The organism is Roseivivax halodurans JCM 10272 (genome assembly GCF_000521785.1).
GTDB classification, from domain to species: domain Bacteria; phylum Pseudomonadota; class Alphaproteobacteria; order Rhodobacterales; family Rhodobacteraceae; genus Roseivivax; species Roseivivax halodurans.
Genome location: NZ_JALZ01000001.1, coordinates 212,885 through 238,125, shown reverse-complemented (window position 1 = coordinate 238,125; position 25,241 = coordinate 212,885). Strand labels below are relative to the sequence as shown.

At 68.1% G+C, this 25,241-nt stretch carries 25 protein-coding genes; 16 read left to right on the top strand and 9 right to left on the bottom strand.

Annotated elements, in window-relative coordinates; translation table 11 throughout:
- The first annotated feature begins 168 nt into the window (after positions 1-168).
- Entirely contained in the window at positions 169-327 is a 159-nt protein-coding gene (locus OCH239_RS22500; protein ID WP_157577766.1) for a glyceraldehyde-3-phosphate dehydrogenase, read from the top strand.
- On the opposite strand, the gene coaD is transcribed toward OCH239_RS22500, so the two are convergent.
- The 3 genes from coaD to OCH239_RS01145 form a co-directional block, all read right to left on the bottom strand.
- Entirely contained in the window at positions 318-818 is a 501-nt protein-coding gene (gene coaD, locus OCH239_RS01155; RefSeq protein ID WP_037257443.1) for a pantetheine-phosphate adenylyltransferase, read from the bottom strand. The genes OCH239_RS22500 and coaD overlap by 10 nt on opposite strands.
- Before the next feature lie 73 nt (positions 819-891).
- Positions 892-1,329, bottom strand: a complete 438-nt coding sequence (locus OCH239_RS01150) for a CBS domain-containing protein (RefSeq protein WP_037257439.1) — start codon at positions 1,327-1,329, stop codon at positions 892-894.
- 59 nt (positions 1,330-1,388) lie between these two features.
- Positions 1,389-2,282 (bottom strand): LysR family transcriptional regulator, encoded by an 894-nt coding sequence (locus OCH239_RS01145; RefSeq protein WP_037257436.1) that lies wholly within the window; start codon positions 2,280-2,282, stop codon positions 1,389-1,391.
- A gap of 168 nt (positions 2,283-2,450) precedes the next feature.
- Here OCH239_RS01145 and OCH239_RS01140 point away from each other — a divergent pair, with 168 nt between their 5' ends.
- Entirely contained in the window at positions 2,451-3,950 is a 1,500-nt protein-coding gene (locus OCH239_RS01140) for a CoA-acylating methylmalonate-semialdehyde dehydrogenase (RefSeq protein ID WP_037257433.1), read from the top strand.
- 74 nt (positions 3,951-4,024) lie between these two features.
- Here the strand turns inward: OCH239_RS01140 and OCH239_RS21585 are convergent, their stop codons facing one another.
- The gene (locus OCH239_RS21585; protein ID WP_051489116.1) at positions 4,025-4,711 is read right to left on the bottom strand and encodes an HdeA/HdeB family chaperone; all 687 of its coding nucleotides are present in this window, start codon (positions 4,709-4,711) and stop codon (positions 4,025-4,027) included.
- Positions 4,712-4,934: 223 nt separating this feature from the next.
- On the bottom strand, positions 4,935-5,474 hold the full coding sequence (locus OCH239_RS01130; RefSeq protein WP_037257430.1) for a VPLPA-CTERM sorting domain-containing protein: 540 nt from the start codon (positions 5,472-5,474) through the stop codon (positions 4,935-4,937).
- A gap of 373 nt (positions 5,475-5,847) precedes the next feature.
- Here OCH239_RS01130 and OCH239_RS01125 point away from each other — a divergent pair, with 373 nt between their 5' ends.
- The 5 genes from OCH239_RS01125 to OCH239_RS01105 all read left to right on the top strand — a co-directional run bounded on the left by OCH239_RS01125 (position 5,848) and on the right by OCH239_RS01105 (position 10,487).
- Complete coding sequence (locus OCH239_RS01125; protein ID WP_037257409.1) at positions 5,848-6,990, top strand: acyl-CoA dehydrogenase family protein; 1,143 nt, start codon at positions 5,848-5,850, stop codon at positions 6,988-6,990.
- Positions 6,987-8,039, top strand: a complete 1,053-nt coding sequence (locus OCH239_RS01120) for an enoyl-CoA hydratase/isomerase family protein (RefSeq protein ID WP_037257384.1) — start codon at positions 6,987-6,989, stop codon at positions 8,037-8,039. The genes OCH239_RS01125 and OCH239_RS01120 overlap by 4 nt, the downstream gene beginning before the upstream one ends.
- Entirely contained in the window at positions 8,036-8,908 is an 873-nt protein-coding gene (gene mmsB, locus OCH239_RS01115; protein ID WP_037257366.1) for a 3-hydroxyisobutyrate dehydrogenase, read from the top strand. The genes OCH239_RS01120 and mmsB overlap by 4 nt, the downstream gene beginning before the upstream one ends.
- A gap of 242 nt (positions 8,909-9,150) precedes the next feature.
- The gene (locus OCH239_RS01110) at positions 9,151-9,603 is read left to right on the top strand and encodes a c-type cytochrome (protein ID WP_037257344.1); all 453 of its coding nucleotides are present in this window, start codon (positions 9,151-9,153) and stop codon (positions 9,601-9,603) included.
- Positions 9,600-10,487, top strand: coding sequence for a c-type cytochrome (locus tag OCH239_RS01105; protein ID WP_037257340.1), 888 nt, complete (start codon positions 9,600-9,602; stop codon positions 10,485-10,487). Before OCH239_RS01110 ends, OCH239_RS01105 begins: the two co-directional genes overlap by 4 nt.
- An 85-nt stretch (positions 10,488-10,572) precedes the next feature.
- Here OCH239_RS01105 and lipA read toward each other — a convergent pair whose 3' ends face one another.
- Together lipA and OCH239_RS01095 are read right to left on the bottom strand one after the other, a co-directional pair.
- Positions 10,573-11,529 carry a lipoyl synthase gene (gene lipA / locus OCH239_RS01100; RefSeq protein ID WP_037257337.1) on the bottom strand — a complete coding sequence of 319 codons (957 nt, stop codon included), beginning with the start codon at positions 11,527-11,529 and terminating at the stop codon, positions 10,573-10,575.
- 190 nt (positions 11,530-11,719) lie between these two features.
- A complete protein-coding gene (locus OCH239_RS01095) occupies positions 11,720-12,649 on the bottom strand; it encodes a LysR substrate-binding domain-containing protein (protein WP_037257336.1) in 930 nt (309 codons plus the stop codon).
- A 101-nt stretch (positions 12,650-12,750) separates the two neighbouring features.
- On the opposite strand from OCH239_RS01095, the gene OCH239_RS01090 reads away from it, so the two are divergent.
- Positions 12,751-14,241, top strand: a complete 1,491-nt coding sequence (locus OCH239_RS01090) for a catalase (protein ID WP_037257332.1) — start codon at positions 12,751-12,753, stop codon at positions 14,239-14,241.
- 66 nt (positions 14,242-14,307) lie between these two features.
- Here OCH239_RS01090 and OCH239_RS01085 read toward each other — a convergent pair whose 3' ends face one another.
- Complete coding sequence (locus OCH239_RS01085; protein ID WP_037257330.1) at positions 14,308-15,387, bottom strand: DUF6456 domain-containing protein; 1,080 nt, start codon at positions 15,385-15,387, stop codon at positions 14,308-14,310.
- A gap of 221 nt (positions 15,388-15,608) precedes the next feature.
- On the opposite strand from OCH239_RS01085, the gene OCH239_RS01080 reads away from it, so the two are divergent.
- Positions 15,609-15,965, top strand: a complete 357-nt coding sequence (locus OCH239_RS01080; RefSeq protein ID WP_037257328.1) for a DUF6477 family protein — start codon at positions 15,609-15,611, stop codon at positions 15,963-15,965.
- Here the strand turns inward: OCH239_RS01080 and OCH239_RS01075 are convergent.
- Positions 15,920-17,470, bottom strand: a complete 1,551-nt coding sequence (locus OCH239_RS01075) for a trimethylamine methyltransferase family protein (RefSeq protein WP_037257326.1) — start codon at positions 17,468-17,470, stop codon at positions 15,920-15,922. The two genes, OCH239_RS01080 and OCH239_RS01075, sit on opposite strands and share 46 nt — an antisense overlap.
- 173 nt (positions 17,471-17,643) lie before the next feature.
- Here OCH239_RS01075 and OCH239_RS01070 point away from each other — a divergent pair, with 173 nt between their 5' ends.
- The 7 genes from OCH239_RS01070 to OCH239_RS01040 all read left to right on the top strand — a co-directional run bounded on the left by OCH239_RS01070 (position 17,644) and on the right by OCH239_RS01040 (position 25,231).
- Positions 17,644-18,426, top strand: a complete 783-nt coding sequence (locus OCH239_RS01070; protein WP_051489115.1) for a delta-class carbonic anhydrase — start codon at positions 17,644-17,646, stop codon at positions 18,424-18,426.
- Between the two features lie 117 nt (positions 18,427-18,543).
- The gene (locus OCH239_RS01065) at positions 18,544-19,179 is read left to right on the top strand and encodes a DUF2270 domain-containing protein (protein ID WP_084782006.1); all 636 of its coding nucleotides are present in this window, start codon (positions 18,544-18,546) and stop codon (positions 19,177-19,179) included.
- 46 nt (positions 19,180-19,225) lie between these two features.
- Complete coding sequence (guaA, locus tag OCH239_RS01060) at positions 19,226-20,788, top strand: glutamine-hydrolyzing GMP synthase (RefSeq protein WP_037258077.1); 1,563 nt, start codon at positions 19,226-19,228, stop codon at positions 20,786-20,788.
- A 186-nt stretch (positions 20,789-20,974) separates the two neighbouring features.
- Positions 20,975-21,871 (top strand): DMT family transporter, encoded by an 897-nt coding sequence (locus OCH239_RS01055; RefSeq protein ID WP_037257323.1) that lies wholly within the window; start codon positions 20,975-20,977, stop codon positions 21,869-21,871.
- A 112-nt stretch (positions 21,872-21,983) separates the two neighbouring features.
- Positions 21,984-23,282, top strand: coding sequence for a hypothetical protein (locus OCH239_RS01050; protein ID WP_157577765.1), 1,299 nt, complete (start codon positions 21,984-21,986; stop codon positions 23,280-23,282).
- Between the two features lie 129 nt (positions 23,283-23,411).
- Positions 23,412-24,344, top strand: coding sequence for a DMT family transporter (locus OCH239_RS01045; protein WP_037257319.1), 933 nt, complete (start codon positions 23,412-23,414; stop codon positions 24,342-24,344).
- A gap of 29 nt (positions 24,345-24,373) precedes the next feature.
- Entirely contained in the window at positions 24,374-25,231 is an 858-nt protein-coding gene (locus OCH239_RS01040; protein ID WP_037257317.1) for a hypothetical protein, read from the top strand.
- The last annotated feature ends 10 nt before the right edge of the window (positions 25,232-25,241 follow it).

Below are 25,241 nucleotides of genomic sequence, written 5' to 3'. Positions count from 1 at the left end.
AGATTACCGGCCATCGCTGAAGCCAAGGTTAACGCCCGACCGGCGAACCCGCCCGCCCTGCACTCAGGTCATGGCGGCGTTCGACATACCGAAGTTGTGCTGCGGCGCAGCAAGCCCCAGGTTAGCGCCAACGGGAGGGAAGACACGTCAACGGACGGAGACATCACAATGACCGAATTCTTCAGCACTCTGAACGCCCGCCTGCAAAAGCACAGCTCCTATCGCCGCACGCTCCGCGAATTGCGCGGCCTGCCGATGGAGACCCGCATCGACCTCGACATGGCGGGCATCGAAAAGGACGTCGCCCGCCGCGCCGTCTACGGCTGAGAGGCGAAGCGCGCCTGCAGGGCATCGCGCACCGGGGGGGTGACGAATTTCGACACGTCGCCCCCGAGCCGCGCGATCTCCTTGACCAGCTTCGAGGCAATCGCCTGATGCCGCGCCTCGGCCATGAGGAAGACCGTCTCGATCGACTGGTCGAGCGCGCGGTTCATCCCCACCATCTGGAACTCGTACTCGAAATCCGCGACCGCCCGCAGGCCGCGGATGATGACCTGTGCGCCCACGTCCCGGGCGCAGTCGATGAGCAGGTTCTCGAAGGGATGGACGACGATCTCGGTTCCGGTCTCGCTCTGGAGCTTGGCGCATTCGGCCTCGATCATCGAGACTCGCGTGCCGAGATCGAAGAGCGGCCCCTTGTCGCCATTGATCGCGACGCCGATCACGAGACGGTCGACCATCACGGTGGCGCGTCTGATGATGTCGATATGCCCGAGCGTGATCGGATCGAACGTCCCCGGATAGAGCCCCGTCGGCATCCCGCGCCTCCCTCATTGCCTTCGGCGGACGCAACAATATTGCGCCCGCGAATGCAAGGGGAGTCTCTTCAGATCACCAGTTGCTGGTGATCATGCCCTCGAGCGCGTCCTTCTCCATCGCAAGCTCGGTCAGGCGCGCCTTCACCGCGTCGCCGATGGTCACGAGCCCGACCATCTTTCCGTCCTCGATCACAGGCATGTGGCGGAAGCGCCCCTCGGTCATGCGCTGCAGCACCTCGTCCGCCGCGTCGCTGCGGGTGCAGGTCTGGATGTCGCGGGTCATCAGGTCCTCGACCGGCGCCTCGAGCACCGCCGCGCCGCGCTGGGCGAGCATCCGCACGATGTCCCGTTCCGAGAGGATGCCCTGTGCGGTCTGCCCGTCCTCCGACACCACGACCGTACCGATCCGACGCTCCGCCAGAACCTTGGCGGCGTCCCGGACCAGCGTGCCCGGCGTGACCGACACCACCCCGTCATCGGCCTTGCTCTTGAGGATGTGCTGAACCTGCATTGCGGCGCCTCCCATATTGCGCGTGTTTGAAAAAGCGTCCGCTTCGCGCCCCGCTCCTGTCAAGTAAGACCTTCGAGTCGCGCGACCTCCCGCCGGATCCCGTCGCTCAATGCGGCGGCAAAGCGGCTGAGACGCGGCAGGCGCCGGTCGTCCGCGTGCCGCACGAGCCAGAACGCGCGGGTGAGCGACAGCTGGTCCGGCAGGACCCGCACGAGATCGGGCGCGGCGGGAAGCGCGAAGTCGTGCACGATGCCGAGCCCCGCCCCCTGACGCAGCCACTGGAACTGCACCGCGACCGAGTTCGACGCGAGGCTCACCCGCTCGACCCCGAGGTCGGAGAGATAGTCCAGCTCCTTGTCGAAGATCATGTCCGGAATATAACCGGTGATCCGGTGACCGCTGAGATCGCCGAGGCTCTCGATGGGGGCATGCTCCTCGAGATATCCGCGCGTCGCCGCGAGATGCAGATGGTAATCGGTGACCTTCTGCACCGCGAGCCGCCCCGCCGTCGGCGCCGAGACCGCGATGGCCATGTCGGCCTCGCGCTTGGAAAGGTTCACGACACGCGGCAGCGACACGATCTGCAGGTCGAGGTCCGGATTATCCTCGGCGATCGCCGCGCAGACCTGCGGCAGCACGAAGTTCGCGCAGCCGTCCGGCGCCCCGATCCGGATCTGCCCCGAAAGCCCCTCTGTCGTGCCCGCCACCGCCTCCGAGGCCGCCTGCATCGCCTGCTCGGCCTCCTCGGCATGTCGCATCAGGCGGTCGCCTGCGCCGGTCAGCGCGTAGCCCTGCGGCGACTTGGCGAAAAGCGGCGTGCCGAGCGCCTGCTCGAGCCGCGCGATGCGCCGCCCCACCGTGGCGGGATCCATCCGCAACCTGCGCCCCGCCGCCGAGAGGCTCTCGCCGCGCGCGGTCGCAAGGAAGATGCGGATGTCGTCCCAGTCGGTCATGTTGCCGCTCCTTGCGCCCGTCGCTGGTCGAGCCAAGCCCCTGACATGCAAGGCAGCTTCGCCCGCCGGGCCGGCCTTTGCATTTGCGCAAAGCCCTTTTGGAAGATTGCCTCTGTATCCCGCAAATCTGCAAGCCTATTGTGGCGGCAAATCCGAAGGAGGACTCCGATGCAGGAACTGACCCACTACCTCAACGGCGAGCACGTGAAGGGCACGTCGGGCCGCTTTGCCGACGTCTACAACCCCGCGACGGGCGAGGTTCAGGCCAAGGCGCCGCTCGCGAGCACCGAAGAGCTGAACAAGGCCGTCGAGATCGCCACCGCAGCGCAGCCCGAATGGGCCGCGACCAACCCGCAGCGCCGCGCCCGGGTGATGATGAAGTTCGTCCATCTCCTGAACGAGAACATGGACAAGCTCGCCGAGGCGATCAGCCGCGAGCACGGAAAGACGTTCCCGGACGCCAAGGGCGACGTGCAGCGCGGTCTCGAGGTGGTCGAATACTGCATCGGTGCGCCCGAGCTTCTGAAGGGCGAATACAGCGACAGCGCGGGCCGCGGCATCGACATGTATTCAATGCGCCAGCCGCTCGGCGTCTCGGCCGGCATCACGCCGTTCAACTTCCCCGCCATGATCCCGATGTGGATGTTCGCGCCCGCCATCGCCTGCGGCAACGCCTTCATCCTGAAGCCGTCGGAGCGCGACCCGTCCTGCCCGCTGCTCCTCGCGGAGCTGATGGAAGAGGCCGGCCTGCCCAAGGGCATCCTTCAGGTCGTCAACGGCGACAAGGAAGCGGTCGACGCGATCCTCGACCATCCGGGCATCGCGAGCGTCGGCTTCGTCGGCTCGACCCCGATCGCGGAATACATCTACGGCCGCGGCTGTTCGAACGGCAAGCGCGTGCAGTGCTTCGGCGGCGCCAAGAACCACATGATCGTCATGCCGGACGCCGATCTTGACCAGGCCGCCGACGCGCTGGTCGGTGCGGGCTACGGCGCGGCGGGCGAGCGCTGCATGGCGATCTCGGTCGCCGTCCCGGTCGGTGACGAGACCGCGGACCGGCTGATCGAGAAGCTGAAGCCCCGCGTCGAGAAGCTGAAGGTCGGCCCCTATACCGCCGGCGACGACGTCGATTACGGCCCCGTGGTGACCGCCGCGGCGAAGGAGAAGATCCTCAAGCTCGTGCAATCCGGCATCGACCAGGGCGCCGAGCTCGTCATCGACGGCCGCGACTTCAAGATGCAGGGCTACGAGGACGGCTTCTTCGTCGGCCCGCACCTCTTCGACCGCGCAACGCCCGACATGGACATCTACCAGCAGGAGATCTTCGGCCCGGTGCTGACGACCGTCCGCGCCGCCTCCTACGAGGAAGCGCTGAAGCTGACCATGGACCACGAGATGGGCAACGGCACCGCGATCTTCACCCGAGACGGCGACGCGGCGCGCGATTTCGCCAACCGCGTCAACGTGGGCATGATCGGCGTGAACGTCCCGATCCCGGTTCCGCTCGCCTACCACACCTTCGGCGGCTGGAAGAAATCCGCCTTCGGCGACCTCAACCAGCATGGACCGGACAGCTTCAAGTTCTACACCAAGACCAAGACGGTGACCTCGCGCTGGCCCTCGGGCATCAAGGATGGCGGCGAGTTCAACTTCAAGGCCATCGACTGACCCTATCGGTCACGGACAACAGAAAGGGCGGAGCCGCGGCTCCGCCCTTTTTCGTTCCACCGGAATAGAGAAGGTCAGCTGTCGTCGCCGCCATCGCCACCGTCGCCGCCATCTCCACCGTCGGAGCCGCCGCCGTCGCTGTCACCGCCGGAATCGCCACCGGAATCACCACCGTCGCTGCCGCCGTCGTCGGACCCGCCGGCGCCACCGCCCGCATCGTCGCCGCCGGCATCGGCGCCGCCTGCCGCGTCGCCCCCGGCATCGGCGCCCGCGCCGTCGTCACCGTCGGAGGTGCTCGACGTATCGCCGGCATCCTCGGCGCCATCCATTCCCGACGCTCCGTCCGTCGCGCCATCCTCGTCCGCCGCGTCATCGGTTCCGTCTGCGCCGGCACCGGCTGCATCGCCGGACAGGACGTCCTGAGCGGTATCCCCTTCGGAGTTCACGGTGGCCGGCGCGCCGTCGCCGTCCTTCTGGCTGAAGACGTCCGCCGCGATCTCGGCCGTGGTCATCTGCGGGTTGGCTTCGCAGGCGGTGATCAGACCGTCCACCTGCCCGATCGCGTAGTCGCCCTCGATGTCCGAGGTCGTCGCGACGCCGTCTTCCGTCTGCACGAGTTCGAGCACCACGTTGCCCTGCTGCTGCTCGTCCATGAGAAGGAAGTCGCGGCAGACCACGCTGCCGCCCGCCTGCGCGGAGGCCATGGTGCCGAAACCGGCAAGGGCGCCGGCAAGTGCGAGGATCGAGGTAGACCGTTTCATGATGCGTCTCCGTCAATTGCTGTGACCGGCGCGATGCTCCGCTCCGGATTGCATCGATAACCTCGCGGCGCCGTGAACCGTTCCGCAGCCCCGCGCCCGACCGGCGAACTTGCGCCGGAGACGATCACGTTCCATGACAACGGGTTACCGACGGACCGCGCCGCGCAAACGAAAAGGGGCGGCCCGCGAGAGCCGCCCCATCGATCCGAGTATCGTGCTGCCGTCAGGCGGCCTTGCGACGGCGCAGGGCGGCCAGACCTCCGAGCGCGCCGATCAGCAGGAAGCCCGCGGCCGGCACCGGAACGGGCGATACGTCGCTTGTGGACCAGTACGAAATATGCGACACGTCCCGCTGCTCGCCTTTCTTGTTGTTTATGCCCATGGTCGACCATGATCCGGTAAGCGCGTTGTTGGCCGCGTAGATGACGTAGCTGTTTGCCGACTTCACGGTGAAATACGCAACGGCACTCGGCGTCGTCCATGAGCCGCTCGTGCCCGAGACCGCCGGGCCATAACCGGCGTCGCTCTTGCCCAGCAGTTTCAGATCGATCGACGCCAGGCTCAGTGCGGCAGCGAGAGCGAGTTCGACACTCTCTTCCTTGTCGTTGCCGCTATTGCCGGATCCGAATTGGTCCTTGTCGACGAGGCATGCCAGACCGGAGCCTGTCGCACAGGAATTTACAGTCGCCGCTCCCGCAAGAGAGCCGCAAAAGGCTGCCGAGAGGCCAAGCACTCCCCCGACGATACGCGCCTTGAATCTCATAAAATGTTCCCCGCTTCTCAGAGGACTACTGAACGCGCGACGTCCACCACGGACGCAGCCGGTCTAAGTCAGCACCCTTACGTCGGGGAATGATGCCCACCAAAGAAAAAACCCATTCAAGCCGCATTTTGCATCCGCAGAGTGCGGTCGGCGCCCGGCCTGCTCGTCCCCGAGTTGATATCCCCCATCACTGACCACCAATCCGCGCGTCCCGCAGCGAATCGAACCGCCCCCGCATAGCCGCCATGGCGGCCCGGGCAGGCCTGCATCCGCCGGCCCGCAGCGGCTTTGTGAGCCCTCCGGAACGGCTCACCTTGCACCCCTGCCGCAGAGCGAGCTAGGTGATTGAGCGGCAAAGGAGGGGGAGGCCGAGATGGATTTCAGCCTGAGCGACGAGCAGGAGGCCATCTTCGACATGGCGCGCGACTTCGGGGCGGCCGAGATCGCGCCGAACGCGCTTCAATGGGAGAAGGACGGGACCATTCCCCGCGCGCTCTGGCCGCGGCTGGCGGAGCTGGGCTTCGGCGGGATCTTCGTGAGCGACGAGGCGGGCGGCGCAGGTCTCGGGCGGCTCGACGGGGTGCTCGTCTTCGAGGCGCTCTCCATGGCCTGCCCTTCGGTGGCGGCGTTCCTCTCGATCCACAACATGTGCGCCGCGATGATCGACAGGTTCGGCTCGACCGAGATGCGCGACCGCATCCTGCCGAGCGCCCTGACGATGGAAACGGTCCTCTCCTATTGCTTGACCGAACCGGGCTCGGGCTCGGACGCCGCGGCGCTCCGCACCCGCGCCGAGCGCACCAATCAGGGCTGGCAGCTCAGCGGAACCAAGGCCTTCATCTCGGGAGGCGGCTATTCGGACGCCTATATCGTCATGTGCCGCACGGGCGACGACAGCCCGAACGGCATCTCGGCGATGCTGGTCGAGGACGGCACCGAGGGGCTGAGTTTTGGCGCTCTCGAGGACAAGATGGGCTGGCGCGCCCAACCCACGCGGCAGGTCCAGCTCGACGGCTGCGAGGTACCCGCCGAGAACCTCCTCGGCGAAGAGGGACAGGGCTTCCGCTACGCCATGACGGGCCTCGACGGCGGGCGGCTCAACATCGCCGCCTGCTCCCTCGGCGCGGCGCAGGCTGCGCTCGATGCAACCCTTGCCTACATGCGCGAGCGCACCGCCTTTGGCCGCCCCATCGACCAGTTCCAGGCCCTGCAGTTCCGCCTCGCCGACATGGAGATCGAGCTCGAGGCGGCGCGCGTCTTCCTCCACCAGGCGGCATGGTCGCTCGACAACGGCGCGCACGACGCGACCAAGCGCTGCGCCATGGCCAAGAAGTTCGTGACCGAAGCGGGCAGCCGCGTCGCCGACCAGTGCCTGCAGCTGCACGGCGGCTACGGCTATCTCGCCGATTACGGGATCGAGAAGATCGTCCGCGACCTGCGCGTGCACCAGATCCTCGAGGGCACCAACGAGATCATGCGCCTCATCGTGGCGCGCAAGATGCTGGAGGCGGCATGAGCCATATTACCATCGCCCGCGAGGGGCGCGCCGGGCGCATCACGCTGACGCGCCCGAAGGCCCTCAACGCGCTCGACCACGCCATGTGCACGGAGGTGATCGACGCGCTGCTGGAGTGGCGCGACGATCCCGAAATCGACCTCGTCGTGATGGATGCCGAGGGCGAGAAGGCGTTCTGCGCGGGCGGCGACGTTGCCCGGGTGCATCGCGAGGCGGCAGAAGGCAACGGCGAGTTCGCCCGCGCCTTCTGGCGCGACGAATACCGCATGAACGCCATGCTCGCCGAATACCCCAAGGCGATCTTCTCGTTCATGCAGGGCTTCGTCATGGGCGGCGGCGTCGGCATCGGCTGCCACTGCTCGCACCGCGTCATCGGGGAAAGCACGAAGGTCGCCATGCCCGAATGCGCCATCGGCCTCGTTCCGGACGTGGGCGGCTCGTACCTGCTCGCCCGCACCGAGGGGCGGCTCGGCGAATATCTCGGCCTGACCGGCGCCCGCATGGGCCCCGGGGACGCGATCCATACTGGCTTTGCCGACCTCTACGTGCCCGAGGAGCGCTGGGAGGACGCGAAGGCGACGCTGATCGAGACCGGCGCGCCGGACGCGATCACCGATTTCGCCACGACCCCGCCCGAAGCCACCCTGCCCGCCATGCGCGGCGACATCGACGCGCTCTTCGGCGGCGAGACACTGCGGGACGTCGTGAACCTCCTGCGCCGCGACGACACCGACTTCGCGAGGGACAGCCTCAAGATCCTCGAACGCTCCTCGCCGCTTTCCATGGGCGCGACGCTGGAGATCGTCCACCGGCTCAAGGCGGGCGGCGCCGATATCCGCAAGGCGCTCGACCTCGAATACCGCTTCACGCACCGCGCGCTCGATCGCTCCGACTTCCTCGAAGGGGTGCGCGCGCAGATCATCGACAAGGACCGTGCGCCGAAATGGCGGCACGAGATCGACGGCCTGCCCCTCGCCGACGTGGCTGCCATGCTGCAGCCCGTCCGCGAGGCGCGGCTCGACTTTCACGACTGGGAGACAACGACATGAAGATCGCGTTCATCGGGCTGGGCAACATGGGCGGGCCGATGGCGGCCAATCTCGCGCGCGCGGGCCACGAGGTGACCGGCTTCGACACCGCCGGGGTCGAGATCGAGGGCGTGACCATGGCCGCCAGCGCTGCGGATTCCGTCCGCGGCGCCGAGGTCGCCATCACGATGCTGCCGAACGGCGACATCCTGCGGCGCGTCGCCTCCGAGATCATCCCGGCGATGAATGCCGGCGCGGTGCATCTCGACTGCTCGACCGTCGATGTGGACAGCGCCCGCGCGGTCGGAGAACAGGCCCTTGCGGCTGGCCTCTCGGCCCTCGACGCGCCCGTCTCGGGCGGCGTCGGCGGCGCGACGGACGGCACGCTCACCTTCATGGTCGGCGGCGACGAGGCCGGGTTCGAAAAGGCCAGACCCCTCTTCGACATCATGGGCAAGAAGGCCGTCCATTGCGGCCCCTCCGGCAACGGTCAGGCGGCGAAGATCTGCAACAACATGATCCTCGGCATCACCATGATCGGCACCTGCGAGGCCTTCGCGCTCGCCGACAAGCTCGGCCTCGACCGGCAGGCGATGTTCGACGTCGTCTCCACCTCCTCGGGCTCGTCCTGGTCGATGAACACCTACTGCCCCGCGCCGGGCGTCGGGCCGAAATCGCCCGCCGACAACGACTACAAGCCCGGCTTCGCCGCGGACCTCATGCTCAAGGATCTGCGCCTCGCCATGCAGGCGGCGACGGGCGCCGATGCGGACACGCCCCTCGGCCAGGCGGCGGCCGATCTCTATGCCCGTTTCGTCGAGGAGGAGGACGGCTCCGGACGCGACTTCTCGGCCATGCTGCCACGCTTCGCGTCCCGCGGCCGCGGCTGAGAGCAACTCCGCGCTTTCACTTTGCGGTGACCGGGACGCGCCATCTGCGCCCGGTCACCTTCAGGCACGACATCATCGTGACGCCGGAACCCTCTGCCGAATAACGCTTTTCCCGGAACGCATCTCATCCGGCCGTGTCGGTCGCGCGCTCCGTCCGCCGCGCTACCGCGCATTGTGTCGTTGCCCGGCGACCTCCTCACGTTACGGTTGCCGAAGCCAAGAACATTGCAGGGAGCTCATTGATGCTGCGCACCGTTTCCGTTCTCGCCATCTTCGCCTTGGCGACGCCCGCCGTCGCCCAGGACTTCGACGGCCATCTCAAGGCACGTCAGGGCATGTTCCGGATCATGGCGATCAATCTCGGGATCATCGGCGACATGGCCAAGGGCGATGCCGAATACGACGCCGAGATGGCGCAGACCGCCGCAGACAACCTCGTCGCGGTCAGCCAGACCAATCCGCTGGTGCTCTTCCCCGAGGGCTCGTCCAGCGAGGCGCTCGAGGGAACCCGCGCTCTGCCGGCGATCTGGGACAACACGGACGACCTGCTGGCGAAATGGTCCGCCTTCGGCGAGGCCGCGGGCGGCCTCCAGCAGGTGGCGGGCGATGGCCGCGAAGCGCTCGGCCCGGCGCTCGGTCCCGTGGGCGACGCCTGCAGCGCCTGCCATGACGAGTACCGCGCCTCGAACGAATGATCCGCGCGATCCTTCTCGGCCTCGCCGCGCTCGCATGTCTCGCGGGCGCGGCGGGCCTCTGGCTCACCCGGGCCCATCCGGTCGAGGCCGCGCGGTTCGAGGGGCTCACGGGTGATGCCGAGGCGGGGCAGACGCTCTTCACCGCCGCCGGCTGCGCCTCGTGCCACCACGCCCCCGATGCCGAGGGCGATGCCAGGCTCGTCCTCGCCGGCGGCCAGCGCTTCCCCTCTGAGTTCGGAACCTTCGTCGCGCCCAATATCTCGCCCGATCCCGACGCCGGCATCGGCGGCTGGTCCCTCACCGATTTCGCAAGCGCGGTGATCCGCGGCGTCTCGCCCGAGGGCGCGCATTACTATCCCGCCTTCCCCTACACCGCCTATACGCGGCTAGAGGATCAGGACGTCGCCGACCTCTGGGCCTTTCTGCAGACGCTCCCCGAGAGCGATGCACAAAGCATCCCGCACGAGGTCGCCTTCCCCTTCAACATCCGCCGCGCCGTCGGCGCCTGGAAGCTGCTCTATCTCCGCAACGAATGGATCCGCCCCGCCGAAAGCACCGAGCTCGAGCGCGGCCGCACCCTCGTCGAGGCGCTCGCCCATTGCGGCGAATGCCACACGCCGCGCGACGCGCTCGGCGGCCTCCGAACCGGTGCCTGGCTCGCGGGCGCCCCGAACCCCTCCGGCGACGGCACGATCCCGTCGCTTCGCCCCGAGGATCTCGACTGGTCCGCGTCCGATATCGCCTATTACCTCGAATCGGGCTTCACCCCCGATTTCGACAGCGCCGGCGGCCACATGGCCGCTGTGGTCGCGAATTTCGCGCAGCTGACCGCCGCGGACCGCGAGGCCGTCGCCGCCTACGTCAAAGCGCTTCCGCCCGAATAGGCGCCCGCCCCTTCTTCTTGGTAAAAATACTCCCGCCGGAGGCATCCACCGGCGGGATCACAGACTGCCCGAAAAGGCGGAGCGCTCAGCCCGCAGCTGCCGCCAGCTTCGCCTCGCGTGCATCGCGCAGCCGCGCGAAATCGTCGCCCGCATGGTAGGACGAGCGGGTCAGCGGCGTCGCCGACACCATGAGGAACCCCTTGCCCCAGGCGGATTTCTCGTAGCCCGCGAATTCCTCGGGGGTGACGAACCGGTCGATCCGATGGTGCTTCGACGACGGCTGCAGGTACTGGCCGATGGTCATGAAGTCGACATCGGCCGAGCGCAGATCGTCCATCACCTGCAGCACCTGCGCGCGCTCCTCCCCGAGACCGACCATGATCCCGGACTTCGTGAAGACGCGCGGATCGATCTCCTTCACCCGCTGCAGCAGGCGCAGCGAATGGAAGTACCGCGCGCCCGGGCGCACCTCGGTATAGAGGCCCGGCACCGTCTCGAGATTGTGGTTGAAGACGTCCGGCTTCGCCGCGACCACCGTCTCGAGCGCATCCGGCCCGCAGCGCAGGAAATCGGGCGTCAGGATCTCGATCGTCGTGCCCGGCGCGCGATGGCGCACGGCGCGGATGGTCTGGGCGAAATGCTCCGCCCCGCCGTCGTCGAGATCGTCGCGGTCGACCGAGGTGATGACCACGTGGTTGAGCCCGAGCTTCTGCACCGCATCCGCGACGCGTCCGGGCTCGAAGGCGTCGAGCGTGTCGGGCCGCCCCGTCGCGACGTTGCAGAAGGTGCAGCCGCGGGTGCAGATCTCGCCCATGATCATCATCGTGGCGTGGCCCTGGGACCAGCACTCGCCCACGTTCGGGCAGCCCGCCTCCTCGCAGACCGTGGTCAGGTTGTGCTCCCGCATGATCTTGCGCGTGTCGGCATAGCCCTGACCACCCGGCGCCTTGACGCGGATCCAGTCGGGTTTCTTCGGCTGGGCGTTGTCTTGCCGGTGCGCCTTCTCGGGGTGGCGCTGGCCGGGAATCTTGAGATCACGCATGCGGACGGGCCCTAAATCTTAATCGTTTGAATGGAGTGTAAGGCCTTGCAGGGGGCTCTTCCAGCCCCGCGCGGTGTCGCATGCCCGCCATGCCCCGTGCGCGTACCCGGCTGGTCGGGTCCTCTGCACCCGCGCGCGGCCCGCAGATGACGGCCCCGCGCATCGCCCCAGCGCCCGAAACGGCGCCCGGTCAGGGACATGCGCGGCGCGCTTCCATGAGGAGCGGCTCCGCCGCCTCCCGGAAAAGCTCGCCGAGATCGTGCAGCCAGCCGTCGTCGGACGAGGAGGCGCGGCGGACGAGCGCGAGGTGTCGCGACGGCTCCGGCGCCTCGAATCGCGCCAGCGCCAGCCGGTCGAACGCGGCCGCCTCGACCCGCACCGCAAGCTCCGGCAGCAGGGTCAGCCCGAAGCCCTCGCTGACGAGCCCGCAGAGCGTGGAGAGCGACGAGGCCCCGAGATCGACCTGCCCCCGTCCGGTGAGCCCGCAGACGTCGAGCGCCTGATCGGCGAGGCAATGCCCCTCCTCGAGCAGCAGGAGCTGATCGGCGCTGAGCTCGGTCGGACGCAGCTGCTCCACGTCCTCGGCCCAGGCCTTCACCCGTCGGTCCGATCCGGCCAGCAGGAAGCGGTCCTCGAAAAGCGGCTCGGTCACGAACCAGTCCGCGGCCACCGGCAACGCCACGAGCGCCGCGTCGAGCTGGCCGGCCCTGAGCCCGTCGAGCAGCGCGTCGGTCTGCGCCTCCCGCACGCGCAGTTCGAGCGTGAGATCCCGCGCCCGGATCCGCGTCAGGGCGGCGGGCAGCAGATACGGCGCGACCGTCGGTATGACGCCCAGATGCAGGCGCCCCGACAACCCTTCGCGCCAGCGCACCGCCTGCCCGAGATCGTCGACCTCGGCGAGAATGCGGCGCGCCCGCGTCAGCACCTCGGTCCCGGCCCGCGTCAGCCGGATCTCGCGCGGCAGCCGCTCCACCAGAGGCACCTGAAGCTGCGATTCCAGTTCCTTGATCTGCAACGACAAGGCCGGCTGCGAGATATGCGCCTGCGCGGCTGCGCGGCCGAAATGGCCGGCCTCGGCGAGCGCGACGAAATAGGTAAGCTGGCGCAGGGTGACACTCATAAGTTTCTCATATCGCCCCTGCGCGGAAATGTCATGCCGGACAATCGGACCCGATCGCGTCCCCGCGCATTCCTCTACTACCTGTGAGAGAGGATAGTCACATGGCAAAGACGCTGACCACCACGGCAGGCGCACCTTACGCGTCCAACGAGACATCCAAGACCGCCGGCCCGCGCGGCCCGGTCCTGCTCGAAGATTACCAGCTGATCGAGAAGCTCGCCCACCAGAACCGCGAGCGCATCCCCGAGCGGGTCGTGCACGCCAAGGGCTGGGGCGCTCACGGCACCTTCACCGTCACGCATGACATCACCAAGTACACCCGCGCCAAGATCTTCGGCGAGATCGGCAAGAAGACCGAGGTCCTCGCCCGCTGGTCCACGGTGGCCGGCGAATCCGGTGCCGCCGATACCGAGCGCGACGTCCGGGGCTTCTCGCTGAAGTTCTACACCGAAGAGGGCAACTGGGACATGGTGGGCAACAACACCCCCATCTTCTTCGTCCGCGACGCCTACAAGTTCCCCGACTTCATCCGCACGCAGAAGCGCCACCCCAAGACCAACATGCGCTCGCCCGAAGCGATGTTCGACTTCTGGGCCGGGCAGCCGGAATCTGTCCACCAGGTGACGATCCTGATGTCGGACCGCGGCATCCCGAAATCGCCCTTTCACCAGAACGGCTACGGCAGCCACACCTTCTCGCTCTGGAACGATCAGGGCGAACGGTTCTGGGTGAAGTTCCACTTCCGCAACCATCAGGGCCACGAGCACTTCACCAACGAGGAAGCCGAGAAGATCATCGGCTCGACCCGCGAGCAGTACCAGGAGCATCTCTACAACGAGCTCGAGGCTGGCCGCTTCCCGAAATGGACGCTCTTCATCCAGGTGATGAACGAGGAAGACGCGGCCAAGCAGGACTTCAACCCGTTCGACCTCACCAAGGTCTGGCCGCACGGTGACTTCCCGCTGATCGAGGTCGGCGAGCTCGAGATCAACCGCAACGCCGAGAACTACTTCCAGATGGTCGAGAACGCCGCATTCTCGCCGTCGAACGTGGTGCCGGGCATCGGCTTCTCGCCGGACAAGATGCTGCAGGCCCGCGTCTGGTCCTATGCCGACGCGCACCGCTACCGGCTCGGCACGCATTACGAGATGCTTCCGGCGAACGCCGCCAAGCAGTCCGAGGTGCAACACTACCACAAGGACGGCTCGATGCGGTTCTTCTCCAACGACTTCGGCAATCCCGACGCCTATTACGAGCCGAACCAGTGGGACGGCCCGGTCGCCGATCCGAGCGTGATGGAGCCGCCGCTGCGCATCGACCCCGAAGCGTACCGCTATCCGCAGGAGGTCACGGACGACGACTTCGTCCAGCCGCGCAAGCTCTATGCCGAGGTCCTCTCGGACGACGAGCGCAAGCGTCTCCACCAGAACATGGCGGGCGCGATGGCGCCCTGCTCGGACAGCGTCAAGGAGCGCTGGCTTGCGGTCCTCGAACGGGTGCACCCCGATTACGCCCGGGGCGTGCGCGAGGCCGCCGAAAGCCAGCCGGCCATTCCGGTCACCGACAACACACCGGTGCAGGCCGCGGAATAAGTCCCGCCCGGCAAACCGACATGTGAAGCGCCCGCTCTCTGCGGGCGCTTTTCCGCGCGCGCCCGGTCACCCGATCAGGCCGCGCAACTGCCCCTTCTCGCTGGCGTAATGACGCGCCAGCCGGTCGAGCGCGATGCGCAGCACGATCTTGCCCGACCGCGCCGACCAGCCGAGACTGCGCTCCGCCGTCTCTAGCCCCTCGAGCCTGCAGCAGCAGCGAATGGCCATGTCGCCAAGGCCGGGACCGAGTTCCGCCAGCGCCAGCGCCATCCGGTCCGCCGCCTCGCCGGGCCGCCCGCGCACGGACCCCACCGCCCAGGTTCCACGCGTCATGGCCGAGACGTCCGGCTCTCCTCCGGGGGCGAGCGAGGCGATCTCGAAATCCTCCCGCAGCCGTTCGGAGGCCTGATACTGCGCCGCGGTCAGGAACGGCTCTCCGGCCTTGTCGCGCCGCCGCGCCAGCGCCAGAACCGGTGTCTCCGCCACATAGGCACGCCGGTCGGGGGGCGGGACAATCCGCTCGCGCGGCTCGAACCGGATCGGCGCCTCGGCGAACCCCGCGGCGGTGGCGTCGCCGACCTGCGTCATCTCCCGGAGCGCCGTGCGTCCGGCGGCCGTGATCGCATAGCGCGACACCCGCCCCGGCTCTCCGCAGGCGATCCACTCCTTCAGCGCCATCGCCTGCGCCACCGGCGCATCGACGACGAGCTTGCGCCCGGCCGCACCGGTCGCATCGCCGCTGACCACCACCGCCTTGTCCATGTCGCGTGCGACGGCCAGGATCGTGCCCGGCCAGCACAGCATCCGCAGGACCTTCTCGGCCTCGCGCCGCAGCGTCGCGTCGTCCAGCGTCTCGCCGCTGTCGCCCTTGCACATGGTCACGCCGGCCCCCTCCTGCATCGTATGTCCCTCTGCCCGTCCCCCAACCGCGCCGAGCTGGCGCAGCGCCGCATCCACGAGCGGGTCTTCGCGGCGCACCTCGATCTTGCGCACCTGCCGCATGACCGTGGAGGCGTGGCAGCCCGACGCGCGGGCGAGCGCGCGCATCGACGTGCCGCTCTCGGTATGTTCGAGATATCTTTTCGCCTCGGGCGGCACCCAGTCCGGCAGGATCCTCCCGGTAGCGGTACTTCTGATCGTCAACATGCCTTTGTCCCCAGTTTCTACACGTACTGTCCCCAGATAAGTCCACAGGAATGACGTAATGGTTTGTTGGTTAACGTTACCCAAACCTTAACATTCCTGCCGGCCCCTCAATTTTGCTTCGAATTCACAAACAATCGGAAATTGAGAGACCGCCGAGCGGAAACCGCCGCGACGGCGTCAGAAACCGTGAAACCATGCGTCGGCGTCACAAGGAGCCGAACATGCAAACTCTATCTCAGATTGTATCCGGAATGCGCCGGCCGCGGCTGCTCGTGCGGGCAGCCCGCATCGGGTCGGAAGGGTACACCCGCAGCCGCCACCTGCCCCGCCTGATCGGCGCGCAGGCCGCCGCAGACCCCGAAGAGGCCCTCACGCGGCTGCTCGAAACCGAAGAGCCGCTCGACGCGGCGCGGCGGTCGGGAAGCGCGGGCTATTCGCCGGCGCGCCACGTCGAGCTTCTGTCAGCCATCATCGCCGAGCTCGAGATCGCGCGGCGGGAACAGGCATCAGAGGAGATCGCTCCGCCACCCGATCACGCGAAGGCGTCGGGCTCGGCGTCCTTCTTGCGGGCCACGTAATCGCGCAGGCTCTCGGCGATGCCCGGATCGATCGGGGGCGGCGTGTAGGCATCGAGAAGCTTGCGCACCCGCGCGGAAGCGAGCGTGGCGGTGTCCTGCCCGCCGTCTTCCGACCAGGTCTCGTAGGGCTTGTAGTCGAAGACCTCGGAGCGCCAGAACGCCGACTTGAAATTCGCCTGCGTGTGCGCGCAGCCGAGGTAATGCCCGCCCGGCCCCACCTCGCGGATCGCGTCCATCGCCTGCGCCGTCTCGTCCGCCGAGACACCCGCGGCCATCCTGTGCAGCGCGCCGAGCTGATCGGCGTCCATCACGAACTTCTCGTAGGAGGACACGAGCCCGCCCTCGAGCCAGCCGCAGGCATGGAGCATGAAGTTGACGCCGGAGAGAAGCCCCGTCTGCAGCGTGTTCGCGGTCTCGTAGGCGGCCTGCGCGTCGGGCAGCTTGGCGCCGTTGAACGCGCCCGCCGAGCGGTAGGGCAGCCCGAGCCGTCGCGCGAGCTGGCCCGCGCCGTAGGTGATCTGCGCCGCCTCTGGCGTGCCGAAGGTCGGCGCGCCCGAATTCATGTCGATGGAGGTCACGAAGGCCCCCATGATCACCGGCGCGCCGGGTCGGACGAGCTGCGTATAGGCGCATCCCGCAAGGCTCTCGGCGAGCACCTGCGTCAGCGTGCCAGCAACGGTGACCGGCGCCATCGCGCCGCCGACGATGAAGGGCGACACGATGCAGGCCTGACCCGCCGCGGCATAGACCTCGAGCGCGCCCATCATGGTGTCGTCGAAGGTGAGCGGCGAGTTGATGTTGATGAGCGAGGTCAGCACGCAATTGCCCTGCACGAACTCCTTGCCGAAGATCAGCTCGCACATCTCGACCGAATCGCGCGCCCGGCCGGGTTCGGTGACCGAGCCCATGAACGGCTTGTCGGTCAGCGTCGCATGCGCCTCGATCATGTCGAGATGGCGTTTGTTCACCGCCACGTCGGTCGGCTCGCACACTGTTCCGCCCGAATGGTGAAGCCATTTTGACATGTGCCCGAGCTTCACGAAGTTGCGGAAGTCCTGGATCGTCGCATAGCGCCGTCCGCCGTCGAGATCACGCACGAAGGGCGGCCCGTAGACGGGCGCGAGGACGAGGTTCCGCCCGCCGATCGTCACCGACCTCTCGGGATTGCGGGCATGCTGGACGAACTCTCCCGGCGCTGTCGCGATCAGCTTGCGCGCGAGGCCGCGCGGAATGCGCACACGCTCTCCGCTCACATCCGCGCCCGCCTGCCGCCAGCGCTCCAGCGCCGCGGGATTGTTGACGAAATTCACGCCGATCTCTTCGAGCACCGTCTCGGCGTTCCATTCGATCGTCTCGATCGCCTCTTCGGTGAGGACCTCGTAATCGGGGATGTTGCGCGTGATGAACCGCGCGGTCTCGACGCCGGTGGCCGTGCGCTCGGCGCGCCGTGCGGCACCACCGCCACTCGCGCGCCCGCGGCGCCGCCCTACGGTCTGGTCCTGCATGATCGGTTCCCCTCACATCGTCTGGCTTCGGTCTATCCCCAGTCCCGTGGCGAGCGCCGCCCGTATGCGGCCTCTGCGTCCTGAATGCGACATGATGTTCGGCAGGGCGCCGTAAACCCGATCTTGAGACCTCGCATGCTGGAATGCGGCCTGCTCCCAGATCCGGAAAACGCATGCCAAGGATCCTCGCCTGCCTCGCCCTGTTCCTCGCCGCGCTCGCCCTGCCCGCGGGGGCCGAGGAGATCTGCCAGGGATACGGCCCCCAGGCCCCGCGCGACATCGCGTCCCGCATCGGTCTCAACCGCCAGGTCTGGACGCCGGCCCCGCCCGCAAGCGACATGCGCCTCTGCAACATCCACGTCCACGCGCAGGCAGAGCACAAGGGCCCCGGATATTCGGTGCCGGCCGGCGAGGGTCCCGATGGCGGCTGGGCCTGCAACGACACCTGGCGGCTCTCGCCGTCCGACCTTGCGCCCACCAGCCGCCGGAACTTCGAAGGTGTGTCCCCGGGGAACACCATCGAGGTGCACTGGGTCTTCACCTCCTGCCCGGTCGCCCCCGGCCCGGGCCTCGGCTCCTGCCTGTCGGAGACCTGCACCAATCCCGAGCTGCGGGTCGAGGCGCAGGTCTTCCTGCTGGTGAACGATCCCGACGCGCTCGATTTCTCCGACTTCTCCTATCGCGGGCATACCGCCGACGGCCGCCCCCAGCCCCGCGCCCTGCCCACAGGCACCGGCGATCCCGTGACCTTCGCGGGCTCCACGACCGGGTCGTCCTATTCGCAATCGGCCTGCTCGCCCCTGCAGGTGACGTGGAGCGTCCGGCCCGACTGCGCGCGTCTCGACATCGGCTCGCTGCACGACTGGGCCGAAAGCGGCAACGTCTTCGACGAACACCACGCCCACGGCGTGCGCCACATCGTCACCGCGCCCGAATTGCTTTCCCCCATTCCGTGATCCGGCGCGATTGACCGCCTCGCCCCCGCGCGGGCATGCTCAGCCCGAGGCAACCCGGAGGACATCGCGATCTCGGCCGAGGACAGCAAACCCCGTGGCACCCTGACCGCGGCGGAAATGGGCGCGCTCGCGCATCTCTACCGGGGAGAGGTGTATCGCAGCACGATGTGGCGCACGCGCCTCGACACGACCACGAACTGGTCGGTGGTCACGCTGGGCGTCGCGCTCTCGATCTCCTATGCCGCGCCGCAGGCGTCACCCCTGCCGCTCGTGCTCGTCGGCGTGCTGATCATGCTCTTTCTCGTCCTCGAGGCGCGCCGCTACCGCTACTTCAACGTCTGGCGCGCCCGGGCCCGCTGGATGGAGACGCATTTCTACGCCCCGATGCTGATCGAGGGCGACCTGCACATGGAGGAGGACTGGCAGGGAGTCCTGGCCGAGGATTACCTCCGCCCGCGCTATCATGTCAGCTTCCTCGTCGCGGTCGGGCGCCGCATCCGCCGCAATTACCTCTGGATCCTGCTGATCCAGGCCCTCGCCTTCGCCGGCAAGATCATCGTTCACCCCGCCCCCACCGCGAGCGTCGCCGAAGCCGTCGAGAGGGCCTCCATCGGCCCCGTGCCCGGCGCGGTCATCATCGCGCTTGGCGGGGTCTACATCGCGTCGTGGAGCGGCGTCGCCCTCTGGAGCTGGCATCGCGACCGCACGGCCGGCCGCCGAGCGGGCAAGTCCAGGGCCTCCTCCATGGGCTGAGCCATCGGTGCTTGCGCCGTCCCGGGCTTCGCCCTATTCGGCGTCCATGACCCAGCATGACCGCCTTCTCATCGTCGATTTCGGCTCCCAAGTGACGCAGCTCATCGCCCGCCGCCTGCGCGAGCTCAACGTCTATTGCGAGATCCACCCGTTCCAGCAGGTGACCGAGGATTTCCTCGACGATCTGAAGCCGAAGGCGGTGATCCTCTCCGGCGGTCCCGCCTCGGTGGTGGACGAGGACGCGCCGCGTCCCCCGATGCGCGTCTTCGAGCTGGGCGTTCCGGTCCTCGGCATCTGCTACGGCCAGCAGGTCATGACGCAGATGCTCGGCGGAGAGGTCCATCGCGGCGACGGCACCGCCGAATTCGGCCGAGCCTGGGTCACGCCCGCCGAAGAGCGCATCGACCTTCTGACCGGCTGGTTCATGGACGGCACCGGCCGCGAGCAGGTCTGGATGAGCCACGGCGACCACGTCGCGCGGCTCGCGCCCGGCTTTGCGGTCTACGGCACCTCGCCCGGCGCGCCCTATGCGGTCACCTCCGATCTCGAGCGCCGGTTCTACGCCGTGCAGTTCCACCCCGAGGTGCACCACACCCCGAACGGCCGCACGCTCCTCGAGAACTTCGTGCGCGACGCGGGCTTTACCGGCGACTGGACCATGGCCGCCTATCGCGACGAGGCGATCCGCCAGATCCGCGAAGAGGTCGGCGACGCCAAGGTCATCTGCGGCCTCTCCGGCGGCGTCGACAGTTCGGTCGCGGCGGTCCTGATCCACGAGGCGATCGGCGACCAGCTCACCTGCGTCTTCGTCGACCACGGCCTGCTGCGCCAGGGCGAGGCCGACGAGGTCGTGGCGATGTTCCGCGACCACTACAACATCCCCCTGATCCACGCCGACGAGCGCGACCTCTTCCTCGGCGAGCTCACCGGGGTCAGCGACCCCGAGGTCAAGCGCAAGACCATCGGCCGGCTCTTCATCGACGTCTTCCAGAAGCACGCGAACGACATCGACGGCGCCTCCTTCCTCGCGCAGGGCACGCTCTATCCCGACGTGATCGAAAGCGTCAGCTTCGCCGGCGGCCCCTCGGTCACCATCAAGTCGCACCACAATGTCGGCGGCCTGCCGGAAAAGATGGGCCTCAAGCTCGTCGAGCCGCTGCGCGAGCTCTTCAAGGACGAGGTCCGCGCGCTCGGCCGCGAGCTCGGCCTGCCGCAAAGCTTCATCGGCCGCCACCCCTTCCCCGGGCCCGGCCTCGCGATCCGCTGCCCGGGCGAGATCACGCCCGAAAAGCTCGAGATCCTGCGCAAGGCCGACGCGGTCTTCATCGACCAGATCCGCCGCCACGGTCTCTACGACGAGATCTGGCAGGCCTTCGTCGCGCTCCTGCCGGTCCGCACCGTCGGCGTCATGGGCGACGGGCGCACCTACGACTATGCCTGCGCCATGCGCGCGGTGACCTCCGTCGACGGCATGACCGCCGATTACTACCCGTTCTCGCACGATTTCCTCGGCGAGACGGCGACGCGCATCATCAACGAGGTGCGCGGCATCAACCGCGTCACATATGACGTGACCTCGAAGCCTCCGGGAACCATTGAGTGGGAATGAACGAACCGGCCGCCTAGCCCCCGCGCCGCACCTGACGGACAACCGCGGCCGCCGCCCCCTCCGGCGCCCGGTCCCTCCTTCTTCTTGGCACAAATACTCCGGGGGTCCGGGGGCAGCGCCCCCGGCGCGCAGCGAGCCGGCGTCTGGCCCTTGCAAACCGCCGGCGCTTGACCGCTACTGCCCGCCATGAGCACGACCTCCGCCCTCACCGCCCGATCCGACACCTTGCGCGCCTGCCTCTGGATGGGCGGCGCGATCCTCTCGTTCTCGACCATGGCGGTCGCGGGCCGGGAGGTCAGCCTCGATCTCGACACGTTCGAGATCATGCTCTACCGCAGCCTGATCGGCGTCCTGCTGGTCCTCTCGGTCACGAGCCTGACCGGAACGCGGAGCGAGATCCGCGCGCGGCGCATGGGGCTCCACACGATCCGCAATCTCAGCCATTTCGCCGGACAGAACCTCTGGTTCTACGCGGTCGCGACGGTACCGCTGGCGCAGGTCTTCGCGGTCGAGTTCACCTCGCCGCTCTGGGTCATGCTGCTCTCGCTGCTCGTTCTCGGAGAGCACCTGACCAAGGCGCGCGTCCTCGCGGGCCTCGCCGGCTTTCTCGGCATCCTGATCGTCGCTCGCCCCGCTCCCGGCAGCTTCGATCCGAACCTGCTCGCCGCCGCGGGCGCGGCGATCGGCTTTGCGGGCTCGGCGGTCTTCACCCGCCGCCTGACCCGGACCGAGCACATCGCCTCGATCCTCTTCTGGCTGACTCTGATGCAGGCGGTCTTCGGGCTGATCTGCGCAGGGCTCGACGGCGACATCGCCTGGCCGACCGCGGCCTCCTGGCCGCTCATCGCGATCATCGGCGCCGCCGGGCTCGTCGCGCATTTCTGCCTGACGACCGCGCTCGGCCTCGCTCCGGCGACGGTGGTCATGCCGATCGACTTCGCGCGCCTGCCGATCATCGCCCTCGTCGGCATGGCTCTCTACGGCGAGGCGCTCGACCCTTACGTCTTTCTCGGCGCGGCCATCATCTTCGGTGCGAACTATGCGAATATCTGGCGCGAGACCCGGGTTGTGACACCAAAGTGACGTTACGCAGCGACGCGTCAGCGTGACGCCGGGTAAAACTTGTAGGCGAAACTTTCCTCCCGCTAGCGTTCCCATGACGGGAGACATCCGCCGAGAGATGAGGGAGGCCTACATGAAATATCTAGCGACAGGCGCGTCGACGCTTGCACTTGCCCTGGCAGCCGGCAGCGCCGGAGCAGCCGGGCTCGACCGGTCGGGACAGTCGCTCCTGCCGATCTTCGCCGCCGACAACACCGCGGCGCTGAGCTTCGGCTTCGTCAATCCGAGCATCGACGGCGAGGATATCGGCGGCGCAGGCGGCGATTACGACGATGTCGGCGAGAGCTACACACAGACCGGACTCGCCTATACCAACGCGATCACGCCGCAGCTCAACTACTCGCTGATGTTCGACCAGCCCTACGGCGCGGACATCGACTACGACGCGAACCCGCTGACGTCCAATCTCGGCGGCACCTATGCCGATCTCGACAGCGAGGCGCTCACCTTCGTGATGCGCTACAAGATCGGCGAGCGATTCAGCATCTTCGGCGGCATCAAGGCCGAGCGCGTGAACGCCGATGTCGGCCTCAACGGCGTGGCCTATCGCAACGCGATCTCGACGTCGGCGGCGACGCGCGGTTTCAACGCGGGGCTGCCGGCCGGTGCGCCGGCGCTCGACAGCACCACCGTGGGCGCGGCACTCGCCGGCAGCCCCGACGCGGCGGCGAGCATCGACGGCACCTACGGCGCCGGCACCACGGCGGCGATCGGCGCGGCCTTCGAAGGACTTTCGGATACTTTCGCCGCCACCGATGGCTACGAGTTCGAGATGGAGGACGACACCAAGGCCGGTTACGTCCTCGGCTTCGCCTACGAGATCCCCGAGATCGCGCTGCGCTTCTCGGCCGCCTACTCGCCCGAGATCGAGCATGACGGAGAGATCACCGAGCGGATTTTCGGCGAGACTTTCACCTCCGACATCGACTACGTCACGCCTCAATCGCTGAACCTCGATTTCCAGACCGGCATCGCCGAGGGCACGCTGCTGCTGGCGAGCTACCGCTGGACCGAGTTCTCCGCGGTCGATCTCGTGCCGACGCGGCTCGGCTCCGACCTCGTCAACCTCGAGGACGGTCACCGCTACACGCTCGGCCTCGGCCGCGCCTTCACCAAGGACTTCGCGGGCTCCATGAGCGTGACCTACGAGCCCGAGGGCAGCGAGGACGTCGTCTCCCCGCTCGGGCCCACGGACGGGCTCTGGGGCGTGACGCTCGGCGGGCGCTACTCGAACGGCGGCATGAACCTCTCGGGCGGGATCAACTATTCCTGGCTCGGTGATGCCGATGCGGGCGTCGCGGGCCAGCCGGTCGCCTCCTTCGAGGACAACCACGCGGTCGGCGTCGGCCTCCGCGCGGAATACACCTTCTGATCCGGCACGAGACCGGACAGGACAGCCTGGGGGCGCCGGAGACGGCGCCCTTTTTCATGGGCCGCGTCCCGCCCGCAAGGCGCATCTTCCGGGTCGCCAGACGCCGCGTTCCGGTGCAGGGTCGGCGCCATGACGCCGCAGACCCACATCCCCGCCCGCGCATGGGCCGCGCTCCTGCTCCTCGCCTTCATCTGGGGCGGATCCTTCCTCGCCATCCGCACCGCGCTCGACGAGATCGCGCCGCTCGCCTCGGTCCTCTACCGGGTCGCGCCCGCGGCCGCCGCGCTCTGGTTCTACGTCCTGCTCCGGCGCCTGCCGATGCCGCGGGGCCGCGGCGCCTGGGGCGCGTTCCTGCTGATGGGGCTTCTCAACAACGCGATCCCGTTCTCGCTGATGGCCTGGGGCCAGCTCCACATCACCACCGGCCTCACCTCGATCCTGAACGCGGGGACGGCCGTCTGGGGTGTGCTCTTCGCTTCCCTCGTCTTCGCCGACGAGCGGCTCACGGGACGCAAGGCCGTCGGCGTCGCCCTCGGTTTCGCGGGCGTCGCCACCGCCATCGGCTGGGGCGCGCTCCTCTCCTTCGACATCCGCAGCCTTGCGCAGCTCGCGGTGATCGGCGGCACGCTCTCCTACGCCGTCGCCGGTGCCTGGGGCCGGGCGCGGCTCCGCGTCTTCCCGCCCGAGGTCGCCGCGGCCGGCATGCTGACCGGCGCGACGCTCCTCATCGCTCCGCTGACCTTCGCTCTCGAGGGCCCGCCGCCCCTTGATCTCGCGCCCCGCACCCTCGCCGCCATCGCCTATTACGCGATCGTCGCAACCGCCTGCGCCTATCTGCTCTACTACCGCATCCTCGCGATCGCCGGCTCGGGCAACCTCATGCTCGTCACCCTGATGATCCCGCCCGTCGCGATCACCCTCGGCGCCCTCGTGCGCGGCGAGGAGCTGCATCCCTCCGCCCTCGCCGGCTTCGCGCTCCTCGCGCTCGGCCTCGTGGTGATCGACGGCCGCCCTCTGCGCGCGATGCGCGAAGCGTTTGACGCAACCCCTTCGCGCCGCTAGCACATCGCCTCGGCAGGGGAGAGAGCGCGATGATCTATGAGACGAGGGAAGAGTGGCGCGCGGCGCCCGAGAAGCGCGTGCTGCTCTATGCGATGTCGGGCCTCGGCAAGACGCATGTGTCGAACCTCCTGCGCGAGAGCGGCGCGTGGTTCCACTACTCGATCGATTACCGCATCGGCACCCGCTACATGGGCGAATACATCACCGACAACGCCAAGCTCGAGGCGATGAAGGTGCCGTTCCTGCGCGATCTGCTCCTGTCGGATTCGATCTACATCGGCTCGAACATCACCTTCCACAACCTGACCGCCGTCTCCGCCTATCTCGGCAAGCCGGGCGATCCGGCCAAGGGCGGGCTCGACATCGGCACCTACCGCCTGCGGCAGGACCGCTTCGCCCGCGCCGAGGAGCAGGCCCTGCTCGACACGCCCTATTTCATCGACCGCGCCAAGGCGCTCTACGGCTATCCGCATTTCGTCTGCGACACCGGCGGGTCGATCTGCGAATGGGTGACGCCCGACGATCCGAACGACCCGATCCTGTCGGCCCTCGCGCAGACCTGCCTCATGGTCTGGATCGAAGGCTCGGACGATCACACCGCCGAGCTCGTCCGCCGCTTCGACCGCGCCCCGAAACCGATGGCCTACAGTCCCGCCTTCCTCACGACGGCCTGGACCGACTATCTCGACGAGACCGGCATCGCCCCCGGCGCCGTCGATCCCGACGCCTTCATCCGCTGGACCTATGCCCGCGCGCTCGCCCACCGCCAGCCGCTCTACAAAGCGATGGCGCGGCACTGGGGCGTCACCGTCAGGGCCGAGGACATGGCTTCGGTCCGCGACGCCGCCGACTTCGAGGAGGTCATCGCCGCCGCCCTGCCCGGCTGACGCATCCGCG

Coding starts and splice junctions, on each gene's coding strand:
- OCH239_RS22500 (WP_157577766.1), top strand. CDS start 169: ATGACCGAATTCTTCAGCACTCTGAACGCCCGCCTGCAAAAGCACAGC.
- coaD (WP_037257443.1), bottom strand. CDS start 818: ATGCCGACGGGGCTCTATCCGGGGACGTTCGATCCGATCACGCTCGGG.
- OCH239_RS01150 (WP_037257439.1), bottom strand. CDS start 1,329: ATGCAGGTTCAGCACATCCTCAAGAGCAAGGCCGATGACGGGGTGGTG.
- OCH239_RS01145 (WP_037257436.1), bottom strand. CDS start 2,282: ATGACCGACTGGGACGACATCCGCATCTTCCTTGCGACCGCGCGCGGC.
- OCH239_RS01140 (WP_037257433.1), top strand. CDS start 2,451: ATGCAGGAACTGACCCACTACCTCAACGGCGAGCACGTGAAGGGCACG.
- OCH239_RS21585 (WP_051489116.1), bottom strand. CDS start 4,711: ATGAAACGGTCTACCTCGATCCTCGCACTTGCCGGCGCCCTTGCCGGT.
- OCH239_RS01130 (WP_037257430.1), bottom strand. CDS start 5,474: ATGAGATTCAAGGCGCGTATCGTCGGGGGAGTGCTTGGCCTCTCGGCA.
- OCH239_RS01125 (WP_037257409.1), top strand. CDS start 5,848: ATGGATTTCAGCCTGAGCGACGAGCAGGAGGCCATCTTCGACATGGCG.
- OCH239_RS01120 (WP_037257384.1), top strand. CDS start 6,987: ATGAGCCATATTACCATCGCCCGCGAGGGGCGCGCCGGGCGCATCACG.
- mmsB (WP_037257366.1), top strand. CDS start 8,036: ATGAAGATCGCGTTCATCGGGCTGGGCAACATGGGCGGGCCGATGGCG.
- OCH239_RS01110 (WP_037257344.1), top strand. CDS start 9,151: ATGCTGCGCACCGTTTCCGTTCTCGCCATCTTCGCCTTGGCGACGCCC.
- OCH239_RS01105 (WP_037257340.1), top strand. CDS start 9,600: ATGATCCGCGCGATCCTTCTCGGCCTCGCCGCGCTCGCATGTCTCGCG.
- lipA (WP_037257337.1), bottom strand. CDS start 11,529: ATGCGTGATCTCAAGATTCCCGGCCAGCGCCACCCCGAGAAGGCGCAC.
- OCH239_RS01095 (WP_037257336.1), bottom strand. CDS start 12,649: ATGAGTGTCACCCTGCGCCAGCTTACCTATTTCGTCGCGCTCGCCGAG.
- OCH239_RS01090 (WP_037257332.1), top strand. CDS start 12,751: ATGGCAAAGACGCTGACCACCACGGCAGGCGCACCTTACGCGTCCAAC.
- OCH239_RS01085 (WP_037257330.1), bottom strand. CDS start 15,387: ATGTTGACGATCAGAAGTACCGCTACCGGGAGGATCCTGCCGGACTGG.
- OCH239_RS01080 (WP_037257328.1), top strand. CDS start 15,609: ATGCAAACTCTATCTCAGATTGTATCCGGAATGCGCCGGCCGCGGCTG.
- OCH239_RS01075 (WP_037257326.1), bottom strand. CDS start 17,470: ATGCAGGACCAGACCGTAGGGCGGCGCCGCGGGCGCGCGAGTGGCGGT.
- OCH239_RS01070 (WP_051489115.1), top strand. CDS start 17,644: ATGCCAAGGATCCTCGCCTGCCTCGCCCTGTTCCTCGCCGCGCTCGCC.
- OCH239_RS01065 (WP_084782006.1), top strand. CDS start 18,544: ATGGGCGCGCTCGCGCATCTCTACCGGGGAGAGGTGTATCGCAGCACG.
- guaA (WP_037258077.1), top strand. CDS start 19,226: ATGACCCAGCATGACCGCCTTCTCATCGTCGATTTCGGCTCCCAAGTG.
- OCH239_RS01055 (WP_037257323.1), top strand. CDS start 20,975: ATGAGCACGACCTCCGCCCTCACCGCCCGATCCGACACCTTGCGCGCC.
- OCH239_RS01050 (WP_157577765.1), top strand. CDS start 21,984: ATGAAATATCTAGCGACAGGCGCGTCGACGCTTGCACTTGCCCTGGCA.
- OCH239_RS01045 (WP_037257319.1), top strand. CDS start 23,412: ATGACGCCGCAGACCCACATCCCCGCCCGCGCATGGGCCGCGCTCCTG.
- OCH239_RS01040 (WP_037257317.1), top strand. CDS start 24,374: ATGATCTATGAGACGAGGGAAGAGTGGCGCGCGGCGCCCGAGAAGCGC.